Source organism: Aggregatibacter kilianii, from assembly GCF_003129965.1.
Classification (GTDB): domain Bacteria; phylum Pseudomonadota; class Gammaproteobacteria; order Enterobacterales; family Pasteurellaceae; genus Aggregatibacter; species Aggregatibacter kilianii_A.
Genome location: NZ_NRCJ01000013.1, coordinates 1 through 16,490 on the forward strand (window position 1 = coordinate 1; position 16,490 = coordinate 16,490).

The window sequence follows — 16,490 nt, forward strand, 5'->3', positions numbered from 1 at the left end:
AGGTTTGAAACGGCTTACGCCGTTTGTGCCTTATATCTCCGCCCTGAAGGACGGAGTTTTACGGCACGTTGGATAAAGCGACAGGTCGCCGTTGCCGCGTCCGCGCAGTACGCCGTCTTCCGGCTGTGCCAGCTCGCCCATGTAGGCTTTGGTGATGTCCTGCCCGTCGCCGGTGCCGGCGATAGTGCGGTTGGTTTCAGGTTTTTTGTTTTTGCTTTTAAACCAATCTTTAATGCCCATAATCAAAATCCTCTAAAATTATTGTGCCCTCGCACCGTACCAAATCCGCGCGCAGAAAAGCCCGCGCTTTCACCGAATAAATCCGCCGTGTCGCGCCGTTTGCCGGCTTTAAAATCAATCTCAAAGCCCTCGTCGGTGCGATAGGCATAATAGAGCAAGAGCTTCGCAATGCCCGCGTCGCCGTGGCGTTGTGTGCCGCTCGTACCGGTGGTGCGTTTGTCGGGGATTCGCGGTGTGCCTTTGATGACCTGGAACGCGCGCAAATCGTCGAGCATGTCGGCGTGGCGCGGAATGCCGTGAAACGTCCCGTCCTCAAGAGCGGCTTTAAACGGCGGCGCGTGTTGGGCGTACCATGACTCGCTTAACATCACCGATTCGACCACCTGCCCGTAGCGGTCAAATGCCGCTTCGGATAAAAATTGCCCGTTGCCGCGTCCGTCGTTTGCGGCTTTGGATAAGCGCGGCAGGCGGTCGCCGATGTAATAATAAATCTGTTCCTGCTGCTTAAACGGCACCTTGGATATTTCCAGCACCAACACTTCTTTGAGGGTTAAATCCGGCTGTTCTTGTCCTACGCAAATCACCGACAAGTCACCGCTACGCGCAAAGTCCTCGCCGATGTAGCTACGTTGCCCGTTCGGCAGAGATTGCAACACCGGGAGCAGGTTTTCTTCGCACCATTCTTCGATTTCGGCGTAGCGTACGGGCTCGTCGATTAAGCTAAATTCATCGTTTTTGGTTAAGCGGATGAGCGGGGTGTCTTTGCTCATGCGGCTTTCAATCAGTGCACGGGTGAGCCACGCGCCGCCGGAGTTACGCGGAATACAATCCAACTCTTCGGACGCCGCGTCGCCGTAAGAGGCGCGGATTTCATCCACCCAAGCGTCCTCGGCTTCCTGCGTCCATTCGCGCCCCAAACGCAGACAAATACGTTGATAAAGCCCGTCTTTAATGGCGTCATCAAATGTAATCGTGTGCAGGCTGTAAGGTTTTTTACCTGCTTTAACGTCACTAATCAGCTCGTTAAACGGGTTATCCACGCCATTGTGGGTGCTGATGATATGCACCTGACCGCCCCACATCAAAAGCGCCATCGCCGCTTTAAGCAATTCCGGCAAGTCATCGTGGAACGCGGCTTCGTCAATAATCACGCGCCCTTGTTTACCCCGTAAGTTAGAGGGGCGGGATGACAACGCGGTGATACGCCAGCCGCTGGCAAAACGTATGACATAAGCCAGAATGGCTTTTTCGTCATCGCCATCCTTAAAAATCTCTTCGACTTCTTCAATCTCACCTGCCGCCAACCCGTAGGCTTTCGCCCAGTCACCACAATCGCGGATAAATTCTTGTGCCATGTCCTTGTTGTAGCCGATGTACCAGGCATCCATCCCTTTTTGTGATGCGGCAAGTAATCCGGTATCCGCCGCCTCCCCCCAAGTCAAACCAATACGGCGGGACTTTTCGCACAGTTTTACCGGTGTTAAATCCGCGCACCAGCGTTGCTGATAACCGAGCAACAACATGGGCGTGCGGTATTCACGGCTAATGGCTTTTGCCACTTCGGAGTATTTAAAATCGTCGGCGGCAGTGGATTGTTTTTCGGTCATTACACAATTCCTAAAATTTGTTTTCGGATTTGGTCGGCTGTTTCTTCGGTTAAGCCGTTTTTCTTCACAACCTTATCCACTTCCTTGGCGGCGGCTTCGGCGCGGGCTTTGATTTCGGCTTGGTATTTTTTCAGGTTAATGCTGGCACCGATAAGCGGGCTGATGTTTTTACCCACAAAAGACAAGGCGGCAAGGCGTTTCATCGGGTCGTCTTCCGCGTTGATGTCTTCCATTTTCATCAATGTGTTAAACACCTGACTTTGGATCATCTCCAAAATCGCGTCGCTTTGTGCGCCTTTGTCACTGCTGATATTGTCCGTGATGATTTTTGCGGCCTCGGTACTGGCTTTCACCGACGCTAAACGGCGTTCCAGCTCCTGCCCGTAACGGTGCACCGCACTACGGGAGATGTCGTAACCACGGGCTTTGAGGGCGTCTTCCAGTGCGCTGTAACCGCTAAAGTTATTCTCAACAAGGGCGGCGTCCAGCCAATCCTTGACGGATTGCGGCAGTTGTTTGACGGTTGAGCGTTTCGGCATGTCGCCTCCTTACCAGTATTTTTCAGGGCGGGCAATGCCGTTGATAGACGCGCTGGTGTACTCGACAAAATCAATGCCTTCAGCGGTCAATTTGCCGTGCCAGCGGGCAGTATCGCGTCCGCGCAACTCAATGAGATTACGCCCGGCTAAATAGTCCATTTCGCGGCGTAACTCAAGGGCGGTCAGTTGCATCGGCACGCTTTGGATGGTGGTTAAAATCAGGCTTTCCGCCGCACCGATGGGACGGGCGTGGTCGAGAGTAAGCAAAATTAACCAGCGTACGTGCTCGCGTTTGTTTTTCTCAAATTGGATCATGTTATTTTCGTCCATACATTAAAATTACCCTGTCTAACTTTTCATTGATTGCGTCAAACCGCGCCGAATTAACGGTCTCGCTACGAATCGCGTCGTCGCGTTTTTGGTAGTCCTCCGGCATTTTTATCTTTAGTTCCATCACGATGTTGTTAGCAGCTTCCGAAAGGCGGCGCGCCTCTTTGATGTCTTGGTGGAGCTGCTGATATTGGGTTTCGGTAAACTTAAATTTTTCGTTCAGCTTGGATTCAAACTGTGCGAGCAGGATTTTCCCAAAGCCAATCAGCATGCCGATAATGGTAATGACCAGGCTCACAAAAAAGGTGATGACCTGCCATGTACTGACTTCCGTCATTTTCCCTCCCCCTTTTGCACATAATTAATCAAATCCACGTGCAAGCCGGCACAAATGCCGTATAAATCATACATTTGCTTTAATGCCACTAACACCGCGTCACTGTGGTTTTGCGGGAGTGGCGGCAGGGCTTGGCACGGCACCGCTAATGCCGCCGGTAACGGCTTTGGCTGCGCGGGTGCGGGCGTCACTGAGCTTTTGCAGGCTGTCAGCAGGATAGCGGCAATCGCGACGGCGATGGCTGTTTTTCGCAAGGGTTTGCTGTAGTTCATAGGTTGTTTGGTCTCCTTCGGTTTGATAGTCGGCAAGTTTGGCGAGGGTGATTTGGCTAACGACAGCCGCCGTCATGATGTCACGTCCCATGCGGTCTAATTGCCCCTTAATTGCCGTTTTCTCCTCTTGTTCGTAGGTGGCTTTGGTATCAGCGACACCGCGCTCATAGGCTTGGTAGCAACTCCAAATAGTAAACAGCGTAATCAGCACGCCGTTTAAAATAGCTCTGCCGATGTCAGTTTTAAAAAGTGCGGTGACGCCTCTCATAAGCATTGCGGAATCCCCCAGTTAATATAAAGCGGTTGCCAGCGGTAGATAATCTGCTTTGGGTAGCCACGATTTTCGGCAAAATTGGCACGGCTGCGCCCGCTGTTGACGAGCTCAACACTTTGCCAGTAGGTCAGCGGGTCAAGCCCTTGCGCCTTGGCTTTGCGTTTATCACGTTGCACCCAACCCAAGCCCCCGTTATATGCCGATAACATAAATGCCATACGGTCGCATTCGGTACGCGCATTAATCTGTTCATAGTTGTAACGGTTATAACGCACTAACGCCCGCAACGCCCAGTCGGGGTTGTAGGGCTGATTGTCGGCAAGTTCGGGATACAACGCCGAAATCCAGTCGGCGGTTTTTGGCATAAACTGCGCCAAGCCTTGCGCGCCGACGGGCGAAAGTGCGGTCGTTTTCCACTGCGATTCTTGATGGATTTGCGCGGCAAACACTGGGATTGGGGCATTTAAGCCCCAAACGGCATAGCTTTCGCGGGTTAAGGTGCGTTGGTATTGCGCTGCCTGATTCGGCGCGCTGAAGGCTAACGGCACGCATAAAAGCGAGGATAGCAACAGCGCCACCAAGGCATGGGCGCAAAATTTGAAGCACTTATTGGTGCGATGGACAACGCGCATAGTTACAGTCCTAACGTCACGCCCAAAATAACCGCACCAACAATGAGCGCGCGGCGTAATACCACCACGGCAAAGACGTTCAAATAGCCATCGCAAATCGGATATTCCGGCTGATTTTCAGGGCGCAAGGCGAGCTTGGATTCGCGTTTATTCCAACGTTCGCGCAAATAACTGCCGGGGCTCGAATACGGAAATAAGGCGCGGTCAAGGTGGTAACCGATAATGGATGCAATAGACACTAGGGCCAATTTATACAACACTACAGGCAACTGCGCAGGTGAAATAAGACCAATGATCGCAAGTAAACACAGGGCGGAAATGACCCAAGATAATAGGCGACCGTGCTTTAATGCGTTTAAAAAACCTTTCATAAAAACTCCTTAGTTTTGATAAATGGGGTGGTTTGGAGTTTTTAGCTTAGCTATTTATGAAGTGCGCGTATTTTGGACGCGTTTAGAATATTTTTGATGCACGGACAGGCAAACTAGGCACACCGAAAAACCACAGAAAAAGGATCTGACAATGTAATGTATCAACCTTTTGCGCATTTAACCCCGCGCGGCAAGCCTTATGACCTGCCGCCCTTACCGAATAACGAAAAACGAGGAAAAACAATGGAAAAATTAACCTATGAACACATCAAATCCGTGATCAAAACGGCGGACTACTTACAATATGGCGTGCTTACGGTGTGCGTACTGACGCTGCAAAACGGCTTTACTGTCACAGGTGAAAGCGCATGCCTAAGCCTAGCAACGTATGACATGGAGGTCGGCCAGAAAGTCGCCTTTGATAATGCGATGGATAAGATTTTGATGCTGGAAGGCTATTTAGCTAAACAGCGGATGTATGAAGCCACACAACGTAGCGAGGCTTAAAATGAAACTTAAATCAATCAACATCGTTAAGGTTGTCATTACGCCGACGGGCTATTGTTTGGTGACCACCGAAGACTATGGCGACGCTTTTCTGATTCCTTTGCATCAAAGCAGTAACCGTTATGGTTACGCTGCAAAAGCCAAAGAACAGCCTATTGACGGCGAGTTTATTTATGTGACCAGCGCCGAGGAAATCGCAGAATGCGAAATTGAAGCGGAATGGATCGTCGCTACACCTGAAAGCGTTTATTGGGATTCTGCCTCATTTCTTCATTTCTGGAATGCCGGCAGATTGGTTGGCGTTGATGTGATGCTGCAAGGTGTGTTTGCCCAGCAAGAAGAACTTTTTGCGCAAATTACCGGGCAAGAAGAGGAATGATTTAGCGTTTCCGAAGCGTCATCGCGCGATAAACGATTTTATAAGGGCTTGCCGGTGGTTCTGTCGGTGAGCCTTTTTTATGGTACGGCATAAACCCAATTACGCCACGCTTATACAAGCCCATCACCACATTATTTAATTCAAACTCGCTGTAGGTTTCTTCAAGTTTTTGCCAAAATTCGGCGTCCGATACAGGATTTGGATGGTGTTTTTCCATTTCTTCAATGATGATATTTTCTAGATTTTTCATGTTTCCTCCGGTTATTTTATTAGGTTCTTATTTATTCTTTGTCGATGTATTCCAAAATATTGTCTTTTATCTACTGCAATCGGAAACACTGCCACGGTGCGCGCTAACTACGGCACGGCGATTGGCGTGCAATCTAAAGTGACTGCTGACACAGGCACCGCAGTCGGGGACGGCGCAAGCGTTAGCGGATACAGCGCCACCGCGGTTGGCACATTAGCCAACGCAAAAGGCATTAGAAGTGCGGCATTAGGACGTGATGCACTAAGCGAAGGCAATAACTCTATCGCTATCGGCACGAAATCCAAAGCCACCGCGAACGAATCAAGCGCCGTCGGTGAGCGAGCAGAAGCTACCGCTCAAAATTCCTCGGCTTTTGGATCTGACACTAAGGCTAGCGGCGTGAGTTCTTTAGCCGTGGGGACAGGTTCACGCGCGACAGCCGATACAGCGGTTGCGTTAGGTAATGATTCCGCCACCACCGCAAAAAGTGCAGTCGCATTAGGCGGTAGCGCACAGGCAGACCACACTTTCGGCGTGGCATTGGGCGACAGCTCAAAAACGCAAGAGGCAAAAGCGGTTAAAAGTGCGGTTGTAAATGGCGTTAATTATGGCAATTTTGCCGGCAGTGAGCCGACAGCGGTGGTTTCCGTTGGTGATGACAAGTTAAAACGTCAGATTGTTAATGTTGCCGCGGGTGAGGTCAGCAAAACCTCCACGGACGCTGTCAACGGCAGTCAGCTTTATGCGGTTGCGGGTCAAGTTTCTGCCAACTTACACCAAATTCAAGCCAACAGTGACCGAATTAATGCCAACGCAAGCCAAATTCGAGCCAACAATAGCCAAATTAATGCCAACGCGCGCCAAATTCAGGCCAACAACAACCAAATTGCAACCAACCGCGCGAACATTAACAAATTAAATGCGGGCTTGGCGGACACAAACAAACGCATTGACCGTGTCGCCGGTGATGTTGCTAAAAATCGCAAGCGTGCCAGCGCTGGCACTGCTTCCGCGCTCGCGGTTGCAAATATCCCGCACGCGACACACGGTGGTTATAGTGCGCTCGGCGTTGGGGTTGGCGGCCACGCAGGTCAGCAATCTATCGCGGTGCGTTACTCAAAAATGACCGATAGTACAAAATGGATCGTAAGCGCGTCAGTTGCGGTTAATACGCAAGATGAGGTGTCTTTTGGTGCGGGTTTGACGAGACAGTGGTAAGGAGTAAAAAAAGATGGCAAGAGGCATATTAACCTACGAAATTATGGCCAAATCAAAAGAATTATTGGGCTATGAAATCACACAAGAAGAACTGAGATTGATGCCGTATATACAGTATTGTGTGCTTAATGACCAAAACATAGAACCTTTCCGTGTAAACAGCAACGAACGCAAAATCTTGACCGGATGGCGATATAAAGACTACATCAGTGCGCCTTCATCTGATCTTAAGATTAGCAAATTTTTTTACGATGCAATTTGTGAGCTTTTATGGATGGGGTATGTTGCGTCTGTTGAGAGAGATAAGGAGTAAAAATGAAAAAATATTTTGCTTATGATGCGTTAGAACGTGAGTTCACAACGCATGACACACTAGAAGAAGCTAAATCACAAGCGCAAGACTGTGTCGACCAGACTTTTGAATTTGGCACAAATGATGGATTTGATACTGACCTTGAAGATGCCATAAAAGAGGGGTGTTTTGGGGTTGTGTTAGGCGGGTTTGATTTACCGACCAGACCGCTCACCGAAGAGGAAAAAGAACTCTATGCCGATGAGTTCACTCACATGGTTGAAAATCCGGTGCTTGTTGAGTATCCGCAAAATGAGTGGATTAAGTGTTTGGATAGATTGCCTGATCCGTTACAAACCGATTATGAGCATCGTAGCGAAGAAAATAAACACATAATTTACTACACGGAAGATGGTGACTATTGGTTTATTGGCTTTGGATGGTATTTATACGACCAAAAAGAGGATTGCCAAGGAAATTTAATCCCTTATTGGGAATCAGTCGAAAACATAGGAGAGGAAGTCGAAGTTATTTATTGGCAACCACTACCAAAACGGCCATCAGAATAGCATTTATTCTTAATAATCTAACATATCATTCAGCCTTCTCGCGAGAGAAGGCTTAGTCATATGACAGTGAGGACAAAAATGGAAAAAAAAGAAGCAAGAAGAAAGCAGTTAATTCAACTTATTCATATCGGGAAAAGTAAGTTACAGATGGATAAAGAGGTGTATCGCCTTTTTCTTGTTAATACAGTGGGCAAAGATAGCTGCACGCAGATGAATTTGATTGAGTTAAACAAGGTCGTAGATGCCATGAAAAAACGCGGTTTTCAGGTTTCCGGAGGGCGTTTTAAAGACGGTAAACGTAAGTCGCCACCAAGTTCCGCCTCGGTGAGTAGCAATATCGTTAAAAAGATCCGCGCAAAATGGATCGAAATGGCGGACGCCGGCATTATCAGAGAGCGCAGTGAGGACGGTTTGAATGCGTTCGTTAAAAATATTGCTAAAAATGCACAAGGCGAGCCGATTCCATTCGTGAATTGGCTCAACAATGAGCAGGCGTCGATTGTGTTAGAACGTCTTAAACAGTGGCAAAAACGAATGATTAAGGGGTAATTTATGAAAGAGTCGCTAATGCAAATCCGCCGCCACGAATTGCTGGAAGAAATCGAATTGTTGGTGATTGCGCTATGTAAAAATTACAACTTAGGGCAGGACATTTGTGAGCAGATTGGCGTCAGCGTTGCCAACTGTTTATCCGAAGAATATGCCGGGCAAGTTATATGCTTTCCTAAAGATTACAGATATAAGATTGCTCAACGTGACTTGGATATTTATAACAGTTTCAACGGTCGCAATTGGGGTGAACTTGGACGTCGTTATAACCTGACTGAGAATGCTTTGCGGAAGATTGTTAAGCGTGTGCAAGATAGGATAATTAAAGAGAAGCAACCCGACATGTTCATATAAAATAACGGCTCTACTGATCTAATTTTGTAGAGCCTTTTTTATTGTTTATCTTTACGATTATTCTTTTTCACATACTGTAACGGTCTTTCATTTTCTTTATCCCACTTCTTCAAGGATTATCCCCCTAAGTCCCATTTATGTCGCTGAGACTATATTATTTATATCACTATGGATCAGAATGCCGGCAGATTGGTTGGTGTCGATGTGATGCTGCAAGGTGTGTTTGCCCAGCAAGAAGAGCTTTTTGCGCAAATTACCGGGCAAGAAGAGGAATGACTTAGCGTTTTCGAAGTGTCATAGCACGATAAACGATTTTATAAGGGCTTGCCGGCGGTTGTGTCGGTGAGCCTTTTTTATGGTAGGGCATAAATCCAATTACGCCTCGCTTATACAACCCCATCACCACGTTATTTAGCTCAAACTCACCGTAGGTTTCCTCGAGTTTCGCCCAAAATTCGGCGTCCGATACGGCATTCGGATGGTGTTTTTCCATTTCTGCAATGATGATACTTTCTAGATTTTTCATGTTCCCTCCGGTTATTCCTTATAAATTCTTATTTCTGCGCCCGCGCCGAGCCCGCAAGCATTATCATGCCGGCGATTGCCATAAAATGCCCGGTCAAGCCGCCGATGTGGTTTTTTGCCAAATAAAAGCCGACAAAGACGGCGGCCGCCACAATGCCGATTTTAAAAAACTTAATATTGTTCAGTCGGTCGCTGATGACACGGGCGACTCGGTTGGCTTCGCGCAGTTTTTTGCGTTCAATCTCGGCGAAATGCAGGCGGATACCGTAGGTGCAGCGCCCGTTGCCGCAGTATTCATTAAATTTGAGCGTTGGCAAATTACACTGCGGGCACAACACCCGGTGCGGGTGGTCGAGCGGGATTTCCGCGCTTTGCGGGCCGTGGTAGTGGTTTTCGGTTAAGTTGCCGCTGACTTGCGTGTTATTGTTTCCTTGGATTGTCATCGTCATAGCCGTTTTATCCTCCGTGGTGTGTGTAGCTAATGAGACTCTAATTCTTATTATTTGCGGGCTTTGCCTGCGATTTGTACGTTGTTATCGCCTTTAATTTCCATATTGTCGGCGTCTGTATTTTTGTGCTGTTTGTTGTGATTCCCTTCAATTTTCATGCTTGCCGACGCAATTCCGCCCAACATAAACTGGCGCACGGCAGGCGGTGCGGCACGAAAAGTGGCGATCAGCTGTTCTTCTTCGGCGGTGAGTGCATTGTTGGCGCGAGTGCCGAAGAGCACATAACTTACATCAATGCCGACCTTGGCTATTTCAATTAAATACTCAGATGTAGGGTTTCGTGCTCCATTCTCATATTTCAGTTGCGCCTGCTTTTGTACGCCGCCTACCGCACCTAATGCCGCTTGAGTCAATCCAATTCTTTCTCTTTCTTCTCTTAATCTTTCACCCATTAACATAAAAAACCTCAAAATATAATCAAAAACATATTGACATATACGCAAACGCGTACAATAATACATTCAAATCTTAGCAAAACATTTCATAAACATTTAACCAACAACAGGAGAACTAATAATGACACCAGAAGCAGTAAAACGCAAATTTAAACAAAACGGCTGGACGTTCGCCGCGTGGGCAAAAGAACACGGTTACACCCCCGTGGAAGTGTCCCGCGTGCTGAACGGCTTCGCCAAGGGCGACCGAGGCAAGGCGCACGAAATCGCTTTAAAACTTGGATTAAAAAAACCGATTAACTAACGAGGTGGAGCATGAAAAAGTTACTAATTAAATTTTGCACTTGGTATTTAGCACGGGAATACCGCATTCGCGCCGTCAAACAATTAAACAAGCACGTCGTGTTTAATCAAGGTCGCAACCGCGACGAACGCGACATTGCCGCAGAATTCGGCATCCCGCTTTCCGTTGCACGCCGCATTTTAAAAAAATAAGGGGGGTGACATGGAGAAGGTCAATTCGGCACAGCGTGCTTTGAGGGTGATTAAGGTGTTGCAAAACAATTCTTTTGCGGGGTTAAGCAACAAAGAACTCGCCACCGCCTTAGACGAAAGCCCGGCAAATATCAGCCGCACCCTTGATGTACTCAAGAATGAGGGTTTTGTCATCAAGCTGGAAAGCGGCAAGTTTGCTTTCAGTTCCCTTTTTGCCCAAATCGCTATGCGCCACGCCGCCAATATGGACAAGGCAAGCGCACAAATTAACGAACTCAAACAACGCTTAGGCACCGCCGCCTACTAAGGATAAACCATGACAGATTTAACATTAGAACAACAAACCGCAGTATCAATACTTGTTAAGCAAATGACACAAGATAAAGCTCAAGCCTACGAGGTAGTCGGTATGCTGAAAATGGGCAGTTTTGCCAGAAAGCTTGTAACGGTTACAGAAATCAAATTGCTAAAGGAAATTAAAGAAAGTAAACAATTCAAAGGGTTAGTCTTAAATAACCCTTCTGGAGAATCTGTAACATGTACAACTTTTGTTGAATTTTGCGAGTGTTTAGGCATGAGTTACGAAAAAGTCAATCTCGACATCCAAAATTTAAACGTCCTCGGTGAAGACTTTTTGGTAACCAGTAAGCGCCTCGGCTTAGGCTACCGCGACCTGCGCAAATTGCGCAAACTGCCCGAAGATGTCCGCGCGGAAATTGTGGATGCGGAATATGAAGATGACACCGACAAAGAAGAATTGCTGGAAAAAATCGAGGAATTAACCGCCAAACATGCCCGCGAAAAAGAAGTATTGGAAGGACAATTAAAACAAAGCCACGCCAACTACGAGGCACAAAGCAAGGTGTTGAAAAACAAAAACGATCGCATTAACCAACTCGACATTGAGTTGGAGAAGAAGAAAAACCACATCAATACGTTAAGCCCGGACGAAAAAGGCGGCTTGTTACGCAAAGAAACCTCACAACTGGTTTACAACGCCGAAGCCATTCTGCGCGGTCAAGTATGGAAAGCCTTTGAAACGCTGGATGGACACACGCAGGAAAACGGTATCGACCATAAACAATTTATGGTTGGCACCCTTGCGGAGATTGAGTTGGTGCTGAACGAGCTGCGCACCGCCTTTAATTTACCACGCCTAGCGGACGGTGACAACCGCGCGGAGTGGATGCGCGAAGGCTTTGAGGGCAAAGACTACGACGCGGAATTTAACGCAATTTTAAACGGTGACAATCAATAGGAATTTGCATTATGGCGATTTTACCCGAAAAACTCCTTGAAATTGCCCACCTTGCCGCCAATGCGCCGCACGGCAAAAAAGGCGAGGTGTATGCGCAAGCCTGTGAGTTACTTAATGTCAGCCATGCCACATTAATGCGCGAACTAAAAACGTTATGCGCCCCGAAAGCGCGCAAACAACGCAGTGACAAAGGCGCGGTGGCGCTGGAGCTGGACGAGGCGCAAACCATTTCGGCTTATTGGCTGGCTTGCCGGCGCGGGGTCAACAACAAAGTGATGTCGAGCCTTGCCGATGTGCTCAAGGTGTTACGCGCCAACAATGAGATCAAAGCCGAGTATATCGACGAGAGCACAGGCGAAGTGCGGTTACTCTCCGAAAGTGCGGTCAGCCGCGCGTTACGCGCCTATAACCTGCACCCGGAACAACTTTCCCGCCCGGCACCGGTCAACGCGATGAAAAGCCTGCACCCGAATCATTGCTGGCAAATCGACCCGTCTTTGTGTGTGTTGTATTACCTGAAAGAGCAAGCGGACGGTGGTAACGGCTTAAATATCATGGAAGAAAAGGAGTTTTACAAAAACAAACCCGCCAACATCAAAAAAGTGGAAAACCAACGGGTGTGGCGTTATGTCATCACCGACCACGCCTCCGGGGTGATTTATGTGCAGTATGTGTACGGCGGCGAGAGCGCGGAAAACCTGTGCAATTGCTTTATTAACGCCATGCAAAAACGCAACACCCGCGACCCGTTTTGCGGCGTGCCGAAAATGGTGATGCTTGACCCGGGCTCGGCAAATACCTCCGCTATGTTTGCCCATTTGTGCAATCAGCTCGGCATTAAATTGCAAGTCAATGCACCGGGCAAACCGCGCGCCAAAGGGCAGGTGGAAAAAGGCAACGACATTGTGGAGCGGCAGTTTGAGAGCGGTTTGCGCTTTACCCGGGTGAGCGGGCTAGACGAGCTGAATCAACTGGCGGGGCGTTGGATGACCTATTTTAACGGCACGGCGGTGCATACGCGCCACAACAAAACGCGTTATCAGGCATGGCTTGGGATTACCGCCGAGCAGTTGGTGATGGCGCCAAGCCTTGATATTTGCCGCGAGTTGATGGTGACCAAACTCACCGAGCGCACCGTCAAAGACGATTTAACGGTGAGCTTCCAATCTAAAACTTACGACCTGCGCAACATTAATGAGGCCATGGTTGGCACGGTGGTGACTATCGGCAAAAACCCATACCGCCCCGACTGCATACAGGTGCGCCGGGTGGATGCCGACGGGTTGCAATATTGGACGGTGGTTGAGCCGGTGGCATACGACGACCACGGCTTCCGCGTGGATGCGGCGATTATCGGCGAAGAGTACAAACCGCACAACAAGAGCGTATTTGAGTACAACAAAGAGACCGTAGAGCGCATCGCATACGACGCCGAAACGGACGACGAAGTGAAAGCCGCCAAGAAAGCCAAAGCGCCATTATTCGGCGGGCGCATTAACCCTTACAAGGCAGTGGAAGAGCACGATTACGTGGATTACCTACCAAAACGCGGACAAGAGCACGAATTGACCGCCAACGCCAAACGGGTGGAGCTGGCACCGCTTAACAAAATCGAGGTGGCAAAACGGCTGAAAGCGCGCTTTGGTGCAGAATACAGCGCGGAAACCATGGCGTGGCTTAATCAGCGTTACCCGAACGGCATGAGCGAGCCGGAACTGGAAGCGCTATTGGCGCAAGAGCACCTGCCGAGCACGGCAAAACCGTTGCGGTTAGTTAACGCATAAGGACGACATTATGTTGAAACTTAAAGCAATTTTAGAAGAAAAAGGCATTTCGCAAAGAAAACTTGCGGGCTTGTTGTCGGTGTCACCGGCGGTGATCACCAATTTGGTGAATCACGGTTTGCTGATTAAAACCGGCACCGAGCAATTTAAAACGCGGTTGACCGAGGTGTTAAAAACACTCGGCATTTCGACCGCACTTTCCGAACTTTTAACGGATGATTCCGCAGGCGAGGCAACGCCTGCGGAGGATTCCCCTAACCTTGACGAGCAGTCAATAACAACAGAGGAAGACACTATGTTACTCGCAAAACAGGCTTTATTTCCAGCCACTAAAAAACATTTTTCATTATTCAATAACCCATTCACGGACGAAGTGCGGTCTGCCGAAGAGGTTTTTTCTTCGCCGGACGTGCGCTATGTGCGCGAGGCATTGTTCCAAACTGCGCGCTTCGGCGGGTTTATGGCGGTGGTCGGCGAGAGCGGTGCCGGCAAATCCACCCTGCGGCGTGATTTGATTGAGCGCATTAATCATGACGGCTTGCCGGTGATTGTGATTGAGCCGTACATCATCGCCATGGAGGACAACGACCTCAAGGGCAAAACCTTAAAAGCGGCGCACATTGCGGAGAGCATTATCAACACGCTGGCGCCGCTGGAAAGCGTGAAACGCTCGCCGGAAGCGCGTTTCCGTCAGTTGCACCGCGTATTAAAAGAGAGTGCACGGGCGGGCAATCAGCATATTTTAATCATCGAAGAAGCGCACAGTCTGCCGGTGCCGACTTTAAAGCACCTGAAACGCTTTTTTGAGCTGGAAGACGGCTTTAAAAAATTGCTTTCGATTGTGCTTATCGGTCAGCCGGAGCTTAAACAAAAACTCTCCGAGCGCAATTTTGAGGTGCGCGAAGTGGTGCAACGTTGCGAAATTGTGGAGCTGGCGCCGCTGGATAATTGCCTAGAAGAATATGTGGCGTGGCGGCTGAAAGCGGTGGGACGCAAAACCGCCGACATCTTTGAGCGCGACGCGCTGGACGCGTTACGTAATCGCTTGGTGATGAGCAACAGCCGGGCAAAAACCCAACACAGCCTGTTATATCCGCTTGCGGTGGGCAACTTGATCACCGGCGCGATGAATCTTGCCGCCGAATTGGGCGCGCCGTTAGTCAGCGCCGACGTCATCAAAGGGGTTTGAGATGACAGAAAAAAACAAAAACGCGCCGAAAAAGAAAGCGCAAAAACCGTTAAGCCTGGCGAGCATGCACGCGTTGAGTCAGCTTAATTTAGCCGAAAAAGCCGTGCTGGAGTGCAACCGTATCGGCTTAGTCGTACGCCATGTGTTTTTGGCACCTGTGCCGATTATCAACGTGCGACACAACGCATTAACCCGCCGCTGGGTTGCCCGAGGCAAAGCGGAGGTGGTTATGCAAACCCATGAGGGGGACGACAGCATTATTTGCACGGCAGAAACCATGATTGCCGGTTGCCGGATTATGTTTTCCTTCCTCAAACACGACATCAACATCACTATTCACTAAGGAGTAAAAAAATGGCTAAATCAGCTACCCGCGTTAAATCCGCCGCTCAGGTTTACGTGCCGCAAACCCGCGAAGACGCTGCAAGCGACATTAAAACCATCGGCGACCTGAGCCGCGAAATCGCCCGCATGGAAGCGGAGATGAACGACAAAATCGCCGAGATCACCGAAAGCTACAAAGACCGATTCGTCCCGCTGCAAGAGCGCATTAACGCGCTAACCAACGGGGTGCAATACTGGAGCGAAGCCAACCGCGACCAAATCACCAACGGCGGCAAAACCAAAACCGCCAACTTGGTGACCGGCGAGGTGTCCTGGCGGGTGCGCAACCCAAGCGTGAAAATCACCGGCGTGGAATCGGTGTTACAAAACCTGCGTATTCATGGTCTGGAGCGCTTTATCCGCACCAAGGAAGAAATCAACAAGGAAGCCATTCTCAATGAGAAAAGTGCGGTCGCCGGCATTGCGGGCATTAAAGTGATCACCGGGGTGGAAGACTTTGTGATCACCCCGTTTGAACAGGAGGCGGCTTAATGCTGGGCAATCCTTTAACGTATCTCATTATCGGCGCGGTGTTGGCGCTGATTGTGGGGTTGCTGGACGAAGCCGGATATTGAGATGAACGAAGCCTTTTTAACCCTGTTAAAGTTTCACCTTGCCTTTTCGCTGATTTTAATCGTGCTCATCGGCAGATATTGGTGACCCTCCAAGCCCGCCCCGTGCGGGCTTATTTTTAGCCCTTCTTTCTTTACCTTATCTTTACAAAAAACACCCATAAATATACGCAAAAGAGAGTTGACATATACTCAAACGCGTACCATAATACACTAAAACTTAGCAAAACGTTTTATAAACATTTTAGCAAACAAAGAGGCAAACACCTAACACAGGAGGACAACATGCCGAAATATATCGCCCGCCTTTATTGCATGGTTGAAGTGACCGTGGAGGCGGAAAACATTGAAGAAGTAAACACGCTCATTGATTTAAATGAGGTTAACGTTGACGAGTTTCCGCATGTGATAACGGAAATCGACGATGTGGTGGAGATTGAAGAATTATGACCCACGACGAAAAAAAAATCAGAGTCACCGAACAACTGGCGCACATTGCCGAACAGCTTGAAATGGCGCGGGAAATGTGGCTCGACGACAAAGAACAGGAATGCTTGCTGATGTTACAAACCGCAAGCCGAGAAATGAAACATGTGGCGCGGAAAATTACGCCGATTCTTGAGCAGTAAAGATTTTATTAACCAACCTAAATAAGGAAA

At 48.9% G+C, this 16,490-nt stretch carries 28 protein-coding genes and 1 pseudogene; 17 read left to right on the top strand and 12 right to left on the bottom strand.

What is annotated here, in order from left to right:
- Window positions 1-72 precede the first annotated feature (72 nt).
- From DK430_RS10085 to DK430_RS10120, 8 genes and pseudogenes are all read right to left on the bottom strand, one after another.
- A pseudogene (locus tag DK430_RS10085) lies at window positions 73-240 on the bottom strand (DUF935 domain-containing protein); the annotation flags it as partial.
- A gap of 2 nt (window positions 241-242) precedes the next feature.
- The gene (locus DK430_RS10090) at window positions 243-1,763 is read right to left on the bottom strand and encodes a terminase large subunit domain-containing protein (protein ID WP_109079015.1); all 1,521 of its coding nucleotides are present in this window, start codon (window positions 1,761-1,763) and stop codon (window positions 243-245) included.
- Between the two features lie 83 nt (window positions 1,764-1,846).
- Window positions 1,847-2,386, bottom strand: a complete 540-nt coding sequence (locus DK430_RS10095) for a DUF3486 family protein (protein WP_109078935.1) — start codon at window positions 2,384-2,386, stop codon at window positions 1,847-1,849.
- Between the two features lie 9 nt (window positions 2,387-2,395).
- The gene (locus tag DK430_RS10100) at window positions 2,396-2,701 is read right to left on the bottom strand and encodes a hypothetical protein (protein ID WP_109078936.1); all 306 of its coding nucleotides are present in this window, start codon (window positions 2,699-2,701) and stop codon (window positions 2,396-2,398) included.
- 1 nt (window position 2,702) lies between these two features.
- On the bottom strand, window positions 2,703-3,053 hold the full coding sequence (locus DK430_RS10105; protein WP_109078937.1) for a hypothetical protein: 351 nt from the start codon (window positions 3,051-3,053) through the stop codon (window positions 2,703-2,705).
- A 99-nt stretch (window positions 3,054-3,152) separates the two neighbouring features.
- Complete coding sequence (locus DK430_RS10110) at window positions 3,153-3,599, bottom strand: hypothetical protein (RefSeq protein WP_109078938.1); 447 nt, start codon at window positions 3,597-3,599, stop codon at window positions 3,153-3,155.
- Window positions 3,590-4,231, bottom strand: a complete 642-nt coding sequence (locus tag DK430_RS10115; RefSeq protein WP_109078939.1) for a transglycosylase SLT domain-containing protein — start codon at window positions 4,229-4,231, stop codon at window positions 3,590-3,592. Before DK430_RS10115 ends, DK430_RS10110 begins: the two co-directional genes overlap by 10 nt.
- A 2-nt stretch (window positions 4,232-4,233) precedes the next feature.
- Entirely contained in the window at window positions 4,234-4,602 is a 369-nt protein-coding gene (locus tag DK430_RS10120; RefSeq protein WP_109078940.1) for a putative holin, read from the bottom strand.
- Window positions 4,603-4,758: 156 nt separating this feature from the next.
- On the opposite strand from DK430_RS10120, the gene DK430_RS10125 reads away from it, so the two are divergent.
- Together DK430_RS10125 and DK430_RS10130 are read left to right on the top strand one after the other, a co-directional pair.
- Window positions 4,759-5,109 (top strand): Gp49 family protein, encoded by a 351-nt coding sequence (locus tag DK430_RS10125; RefSeq protein WP_109078941.1) that lies wholly within the window; start codon window positions 4,759-4,761, stop codon window positions 5,107-5,109.
- Window position 5,110: 1 nt separating this feature from the next.
- A complete protein-coding gene (locus tag DK430_RS10130) occupies window positions 5,111-5,488 on the top strand; it encodes a hypothetical protein (protein ID WP_109078942.1) in 378 nt (125 codons plus the stop codon).
- Window position 5,489: 1 nt separating this feature from the next.
- Here DK430_RS10130 and DK430_RS10135 read toward each other — a convergent pair whose 3' ends face one another.
- Window positions 5,490-5,738 carry a hypothetical protein gene (locus DK430_RS10135; RefSeq protein ID WP_021616456.1) on the bottom strand — a complete coding sequence of 83 codons (249 nt, stop codon included), beginning with the start codon at window positions 5,736-5,738 and terminating at the stop codon, window positions 5,490-5,492.
- Between the two features lie 96 nt (window positions 5,739-5,834).
- Here DK430_RS10135 and DK430_RS10140 point away from each other — a divergent pair, with 96 nt between their 5' ends.
- The 5 genes from DK430_RS10140 to DK430_RS10160 all read left to right on the top strand — a co-directional run bounded on the left by DK430_RS10140 (window position 5,835) and on the right by DK430_RS10160 (window position 8,720).
- Window positions 5,835-6,956, top strand: coding sequence for a YadA-like family protein (locus DK430_RS10140; protein ID WP_109078943.1), 1,122 nt, complete (start codon window positions 5,835-5,837; stop codon window positions 6,954-6,956).
- A 13-nt stretch (window positions 6,957-6,969) separates the two neighbouring features.
- A complete protein-coding gene (locus DK430_RS10145) occupies window positions 6,970-7,269 on the top strand; it encodes a hypothetical protein (RefSeq protein ID WP_109078944.1) in 300 nt (99 codons plus the stop codon).
- Between the two features lie 2 nt (window positions 7,270-7,271).
- On the top strand, window positions 7,272-7,817 hold the full coding sequence (locus DK430_RS13375; RefSeq protein ID WP_239496814.1) for a DUF551 domain-containing protein: 546 nt from the start codon (window positions 7,272-7,274) through the stop codon (window positions 7,815-7,817).
- A 78-nt stretch (window positions 7,818-7,895) separates the two neighbouring features.
- Complete coding sequence (locus DK430_RS10155) at window positions 7,896-8,366, top strand: gp16 family protein (protein ID WP_109078945.1); 471 nt, start codon at window positions 7,896-7,898, stop codon at window positions 8,364-8,366.
- A 3-nt stretch (window positions 8,367-8,369) separates the two neighbouring features.
- Window positions 8,370-8,720, top strand: coding sequence for a Mor transcription activator family protein (locus tag DK430_RS10160; protein ID WP_109078946.1), 351 nt, complete (start codon window positions 8,370-8,372; stop codon window positions 8,718-8,720).
- 277 nt (window positions 8,721-8,997) lie between these two features.
- On the opposite strand, the gene DK430_RS10165 is transcribed toward DK430_RS10160, so the two are convergent.
- The 3 genes from DK430_RS10165 to DK430_RS10175 are packed head-to-tail and all read right to left on the bottom strand — an operon-like array spanning window position 8,998 to window position 10,152.
- Window positions 8,998-9,246 carry a hypothetical protein gene (locus tag DK430_RS10165; RefSeq protein WP_109078947.1) on the bottom strand — a complete coding sequence of 83 codons (249 nt, stop codon included), beginning with the start codon at window positions 9,244-9,246 and terminating at the stop codon, window positions 8,998-9,000.
- A gap of 28 nt (window positions 9,247-9,274) precedes the next feature.
- Window positions 9,275-9,694, bottom strand: coding sequence for a hypothetical protein (locus tag DK430_RS10170; RefSeq protein ID WP_109078948.1), 420 nt, complete (start codon window positions 9,692-9,694; stop codon window positions 9,275-9,277).
- Between the two features lie 50 nt (window positions 9,695-9,744).
- The gene (locus DK430_RS10175; protein ID WP_109078949.1) at window positions 9,745-10,152 is read right to left on the bottom strand and encodes a helix-turn-helix domain-containing protein; all 408 of its coding nucleotides are present in this window, start codon (window positions 10,150-10,152) and stop codon (window positions 9,745-9,747) included.
- 118 nt (window positions 10,153-10,270) lie between these two features.
- On the opposite strand from DK430_RS10175, the gene DK430_RS10180 reads away from it, so the two are divergent.
- The 10 genes from DK430_RS10180 to DK430_RS10220 all read left to right on the top strand — a co-directional run bounded on the left by DK430_RS10180 (window position 10,271) and on the right by DK430_RS10220 (window position 16,460).
- Window positions 10,271-10,453: a DNA-binding protein gene (locus DK430_RS10180; protein WP_109078950.1), complete on the top strand. Its 183-nt coding sequence runs from the start codon at window positions 10,271-10,273 to the stop codon at window positions 10,451-10,453.
- A gap of 11 nt (window positions 10,454-10,464) precedes the next feature.
- A complete protein-coding gene (locus tag DK430_RS10185) occupies window positions 10,465-10,644 on the top strand; it encodes a hypothetical protein (RefSeq protein WP_109078951.1) in 180 nt (59 codons plus the stop codon).
- A 10-nt stretch (window positions 10,645-10,654) separates the two neighbouring features.
- The gene (locus tag DK430_RS10190; protein WP_109078952.1) at window positions 10,655-10,951 is read left to right on the top strand and encodes a helix-turn-helix domain-containing protein; all 297 of its coding nucleotides are present in this window, start codon (window positions 10,655-10,657) and stop codon (window positions 10,949-10,951) included.
- 9 nt (window positions 10,952-10,960) lie between these two features.
- Window positions 10,961-11,902 (top strand): hypothetical protein, encoded by a 942-nt coding sequence (locus DK430_RS10195; RefSeq protein ID WP_109078953.1) that lies wholly within the window; start codon window positions 10,961-10,963, stop codon window positions 11,900-11,902.
- 11 nt (window positions 11,903-11,913) lie between these two features.
- A complete protein-coding gene (locus DK430_RS10200) occupies window positions 11,914-13,686 on the top strand; it encodes a TnsB C-terminal domain-containing protein (protein WP_109078954.1) in 1,773 nt (590 codons plus the stop codon).
- 10 nt (window positions 13,687-13,696) lie between these two features.
- Window positions 13,697-14,875 carry an AAA family ATPase gene (locus DK430_RS10205; protein ID WP_109078955.1) on the top strand — a complete coding sequence of 393 codons (1,179 nt, stop codon included), beginning with the start codon at window positions 13,697-13,699 and terminating at the stop codon, window positions 14,873-14,875.
- 1 nt (window position 14,876) lies between these two features.
- Complete coding sequence (locus tag DK430_RS10210; protein ID WP_109078956.1) at window positions 14,877-15,218, top strand: hypothetical protein; 342 nt, start codon at window positions 14,877-14,879, stop codon at window positions 15,216-15,218.
- Between the two features lie 11 nt (window positions 15,219-15,229).
- Window positions 15,230-15,751 (top strand): host-nuclease inhibitor Gam family protein, encoded by a 522-nt coding sequence (locus DK430_RS10215; RefSeq protein WP_109078957.1) that lies wholly within the window; start codon window positions 15,230-15,232, stop codon window positions 15,749-15,751.
- Window positions 15,752-16,116: 365 nt separating this feature from the next.
- A complete protein-coding gene (locus DK430_RS13300) occupies window positions 16,117-16,281 on the top strand; it encodes a hypothetical protein (protein WP_204352540.1) in 165 nt (54 codons plus the stop codon).
- The gene (locus DK430_RS10220; RefSeq protein ID WP_109078958.1) at window positions 16,278-16,460 is read left to right on the top strand and encodes an FMN-dependent NADH-azoreductase; all 183 of its coding nucleotides are present in this window, start codon (window positions 16,278-16,280) and stop codon (window positions 16,458-16,460) included. The genes DK430_RS13300 and DK430_RS10220 overlap by 4 nt, the downstream gene beginning before the upstream one ends.
- The last annotated feature ends 30 nt before the right edge of the window (window positions 16,461-16,490 follow it).

What these genes read in the sequence shown, in the direction of transcription:
- DK430_RS10160 (WP_109078946.1), top strand. Translation starts at nt 8,370, where the DNA reads ATGAAAGAGTCGCTAATGCAAATCCGCCGCCACGAATTGCTGGAAGAA.
- DK430_RS13375 (WP_239496814.1), top strand. Translation starts at nt 7,272, where the DNA reads ATGAAAAAATATTTTGCTTATGATGCGTTAGAACGTGAGTTCACAACG.
- DK430_RS10095 (WP_109078935.1), bottom strand. Translation starts at nt 2,386, where the DNA reads ATGCCGAAACGCTCAACCGTCAAACAACTGCCGCAATCCGTCAAGGAT.
- DK430_RS10195 (WP_109078953.1), top strand. Translation starts at nt 10,961, where the DNA reads ATGACAGATTTAACATTAGAACAACAAACCGCAGTATCAATACTTGTT.
- DK430_RS10100 (WP_109078936.1), bottom strand. Translation starts at nt 2,701, where the DNA reads ATGATCCAATTTGAGAAAAACAAACGCGAGCACGTACGCTGGTTAATT.
- DK430_RS10145 (WP_109078944.1), top strand. Translation starts at nt 6,970, where the DNA reads ATGGCAAGAGGCATATTAACCTACGAAATTATGGCCAAATCAAAAGAA.
- DK430_RS10125 (WP_109078941.1), top strand. Translation starts at nt 4,759, where the DNA reads ATGTATCAACCTTTTGCGCATTTAACCCCGCGCGGCAAGCCTTATGAC.
- DK430_RS10200 (WP_109078954.1), top strand. Translation starts at nt 11,914, where the DNA reads ATGGCGATTTTACCCGAAAAACTCCTTGAAATTGCCCACCTTGCCGCC.
- DK430_RS10180 (WP_109078950.1), top strand. Translation starts at nt 10,271, where the DNA reads ATGACACCAGAAGCAGTAAAACGCAAATTTAAACAAAACGGCTGGACG.
- DK430_RS10130 (WP_109078942.1), top strand. Translation starts at nt 5,111, where the DNA reads ATGAAACTTAAATCAATCAACATCGTTAAGGTTGTCATTACGCCGACG.
- DK430_RS10115 (WP_109078939.1), bottom strand. Translation starts at nt 4,231, where the DNA reads ATGCGCGTTGTCCATCGCACCAATAAGTGCTTCAAATTTTGCGCCCAT.
- DK430_RS10120 (WP_109078940.1), bottom strand. Translation starts at nt 4,602, where the DNA reads ATGAAAGGTTTTTTAAACGCATTAAAGCACGGTCGCCTATTATCTTGG.
- DK430_RS10205 (WP_109078955.1), top strand. Translation starts at nt 13,697, where the DNA reads ATGTTGAAACTTAAAGCAATTTTAGAAGAAAAAGGCATTTCGCAAAGA.
- DK430_RS10210 (WP_109078956.1), top strand. Translation starts at nt 14,877, where the DNA reads ATGACAGAAAAAAACAAAAACGCGCCGAAAAAGAAAGCGCAAAAACCG.
- DK430_RS10155 (WP_109078945.1), top strand. Translation starts at nt 7,896, where the DNA reads ATGGAAAAAAAAGAAGCAAGAAGAAAGCAGTTAATTCAACTTATTCAT.
- DK430_RS10175 (WP_109078949.1), bottom strand. Translation starts at nt 10,152, where the DNA reads ATGTTAATGGGTGAAAGATTAAGAGAAGAAAGAGAAAGAATTGGATTG.
- DK430_RS10110 (WP_109078938.1), bottom strand. Translation starts at nt 3,599, where the DNA reads ATGCTTATGAGAGGCGTCACCGCACTTTTTAAAACTGACATCGGCAGA.
- DK430_RS13300 (WP_204352540.1), top strand. Translation starts at nt 16,117, where the DNA reads ATGCCGAAATATATCGCCCGCCTTTATTGCATGGTTGAAGTGACCGTG.
- DK430_RS10190 (WP_109078952.1), top strand. Translation starts at nt 10,655, where the DNA reads ATGGAGAAGGTCAATTCGGCACAGCGTGCTTTGAGGGTGATTAAGGTG.
- DK430_RS10185 (WP_109078951.1), top strand. Translation starts at nt 10,465, where the DNA reads ATGAAAAAGTTACTAATTAAATTTTGCACTTGGTATTTAGCACGGGAA.
- DK430_RS10105 (WP_109078937.1), bottom strand. Translation starts at nt 3,053, where the DNA reads ATGACGGAAGTCAGTACATGGCAGGTCATCACCTTTTTTGTGAGCCTG.
- DK430_RS10090 (WP_109079015.1), bottom strand. Translation starts at nt 1,763, where the DNA reads ATGTTGTTGCTCGGTTATCAGCAACGCTGGTGCGCGGATTTAACACCG.
- DK430_RS10215 (WP_109078957.1), top strand. Translation starts at nt 15,230, where the DNA reads ATGGCTAAATCAGCTACCCGCGTTAAATCCGCCGCTCAGGTTTACGTG.
- DK430_RS10135 (WP_021616456.1), bottom strand. Translation starts at nt 5,738, where the DNA reads ATGAAAAATCTAGAAAATATCATCATTGAAGAAATGGAAAAACACCAT.
- DK430_RS10170 (WP_109078948.1), bottom strand. Translation starts at nt 9,694, where the DNA reads ATGACGATGACAATCCAAGGAAACAATAACACGCAAGTCAGCGGCAAC.
- DK430_RS10165 (WP_109078947.1), bottom strand. Translation starts at nt 9,246, where the DNA reads ATGAAAAATCTAGAAAGTATCATCATTGCAGAAATGGAAAAACACCAT.
- DK430_RS10220 (WP_109078958.1), top strand. Translation starts at nt 16,278, where the DNA reads ATGACCCACGACGAAAAAAAAATCAGAGTCACCGAACAACTGGCGCAC.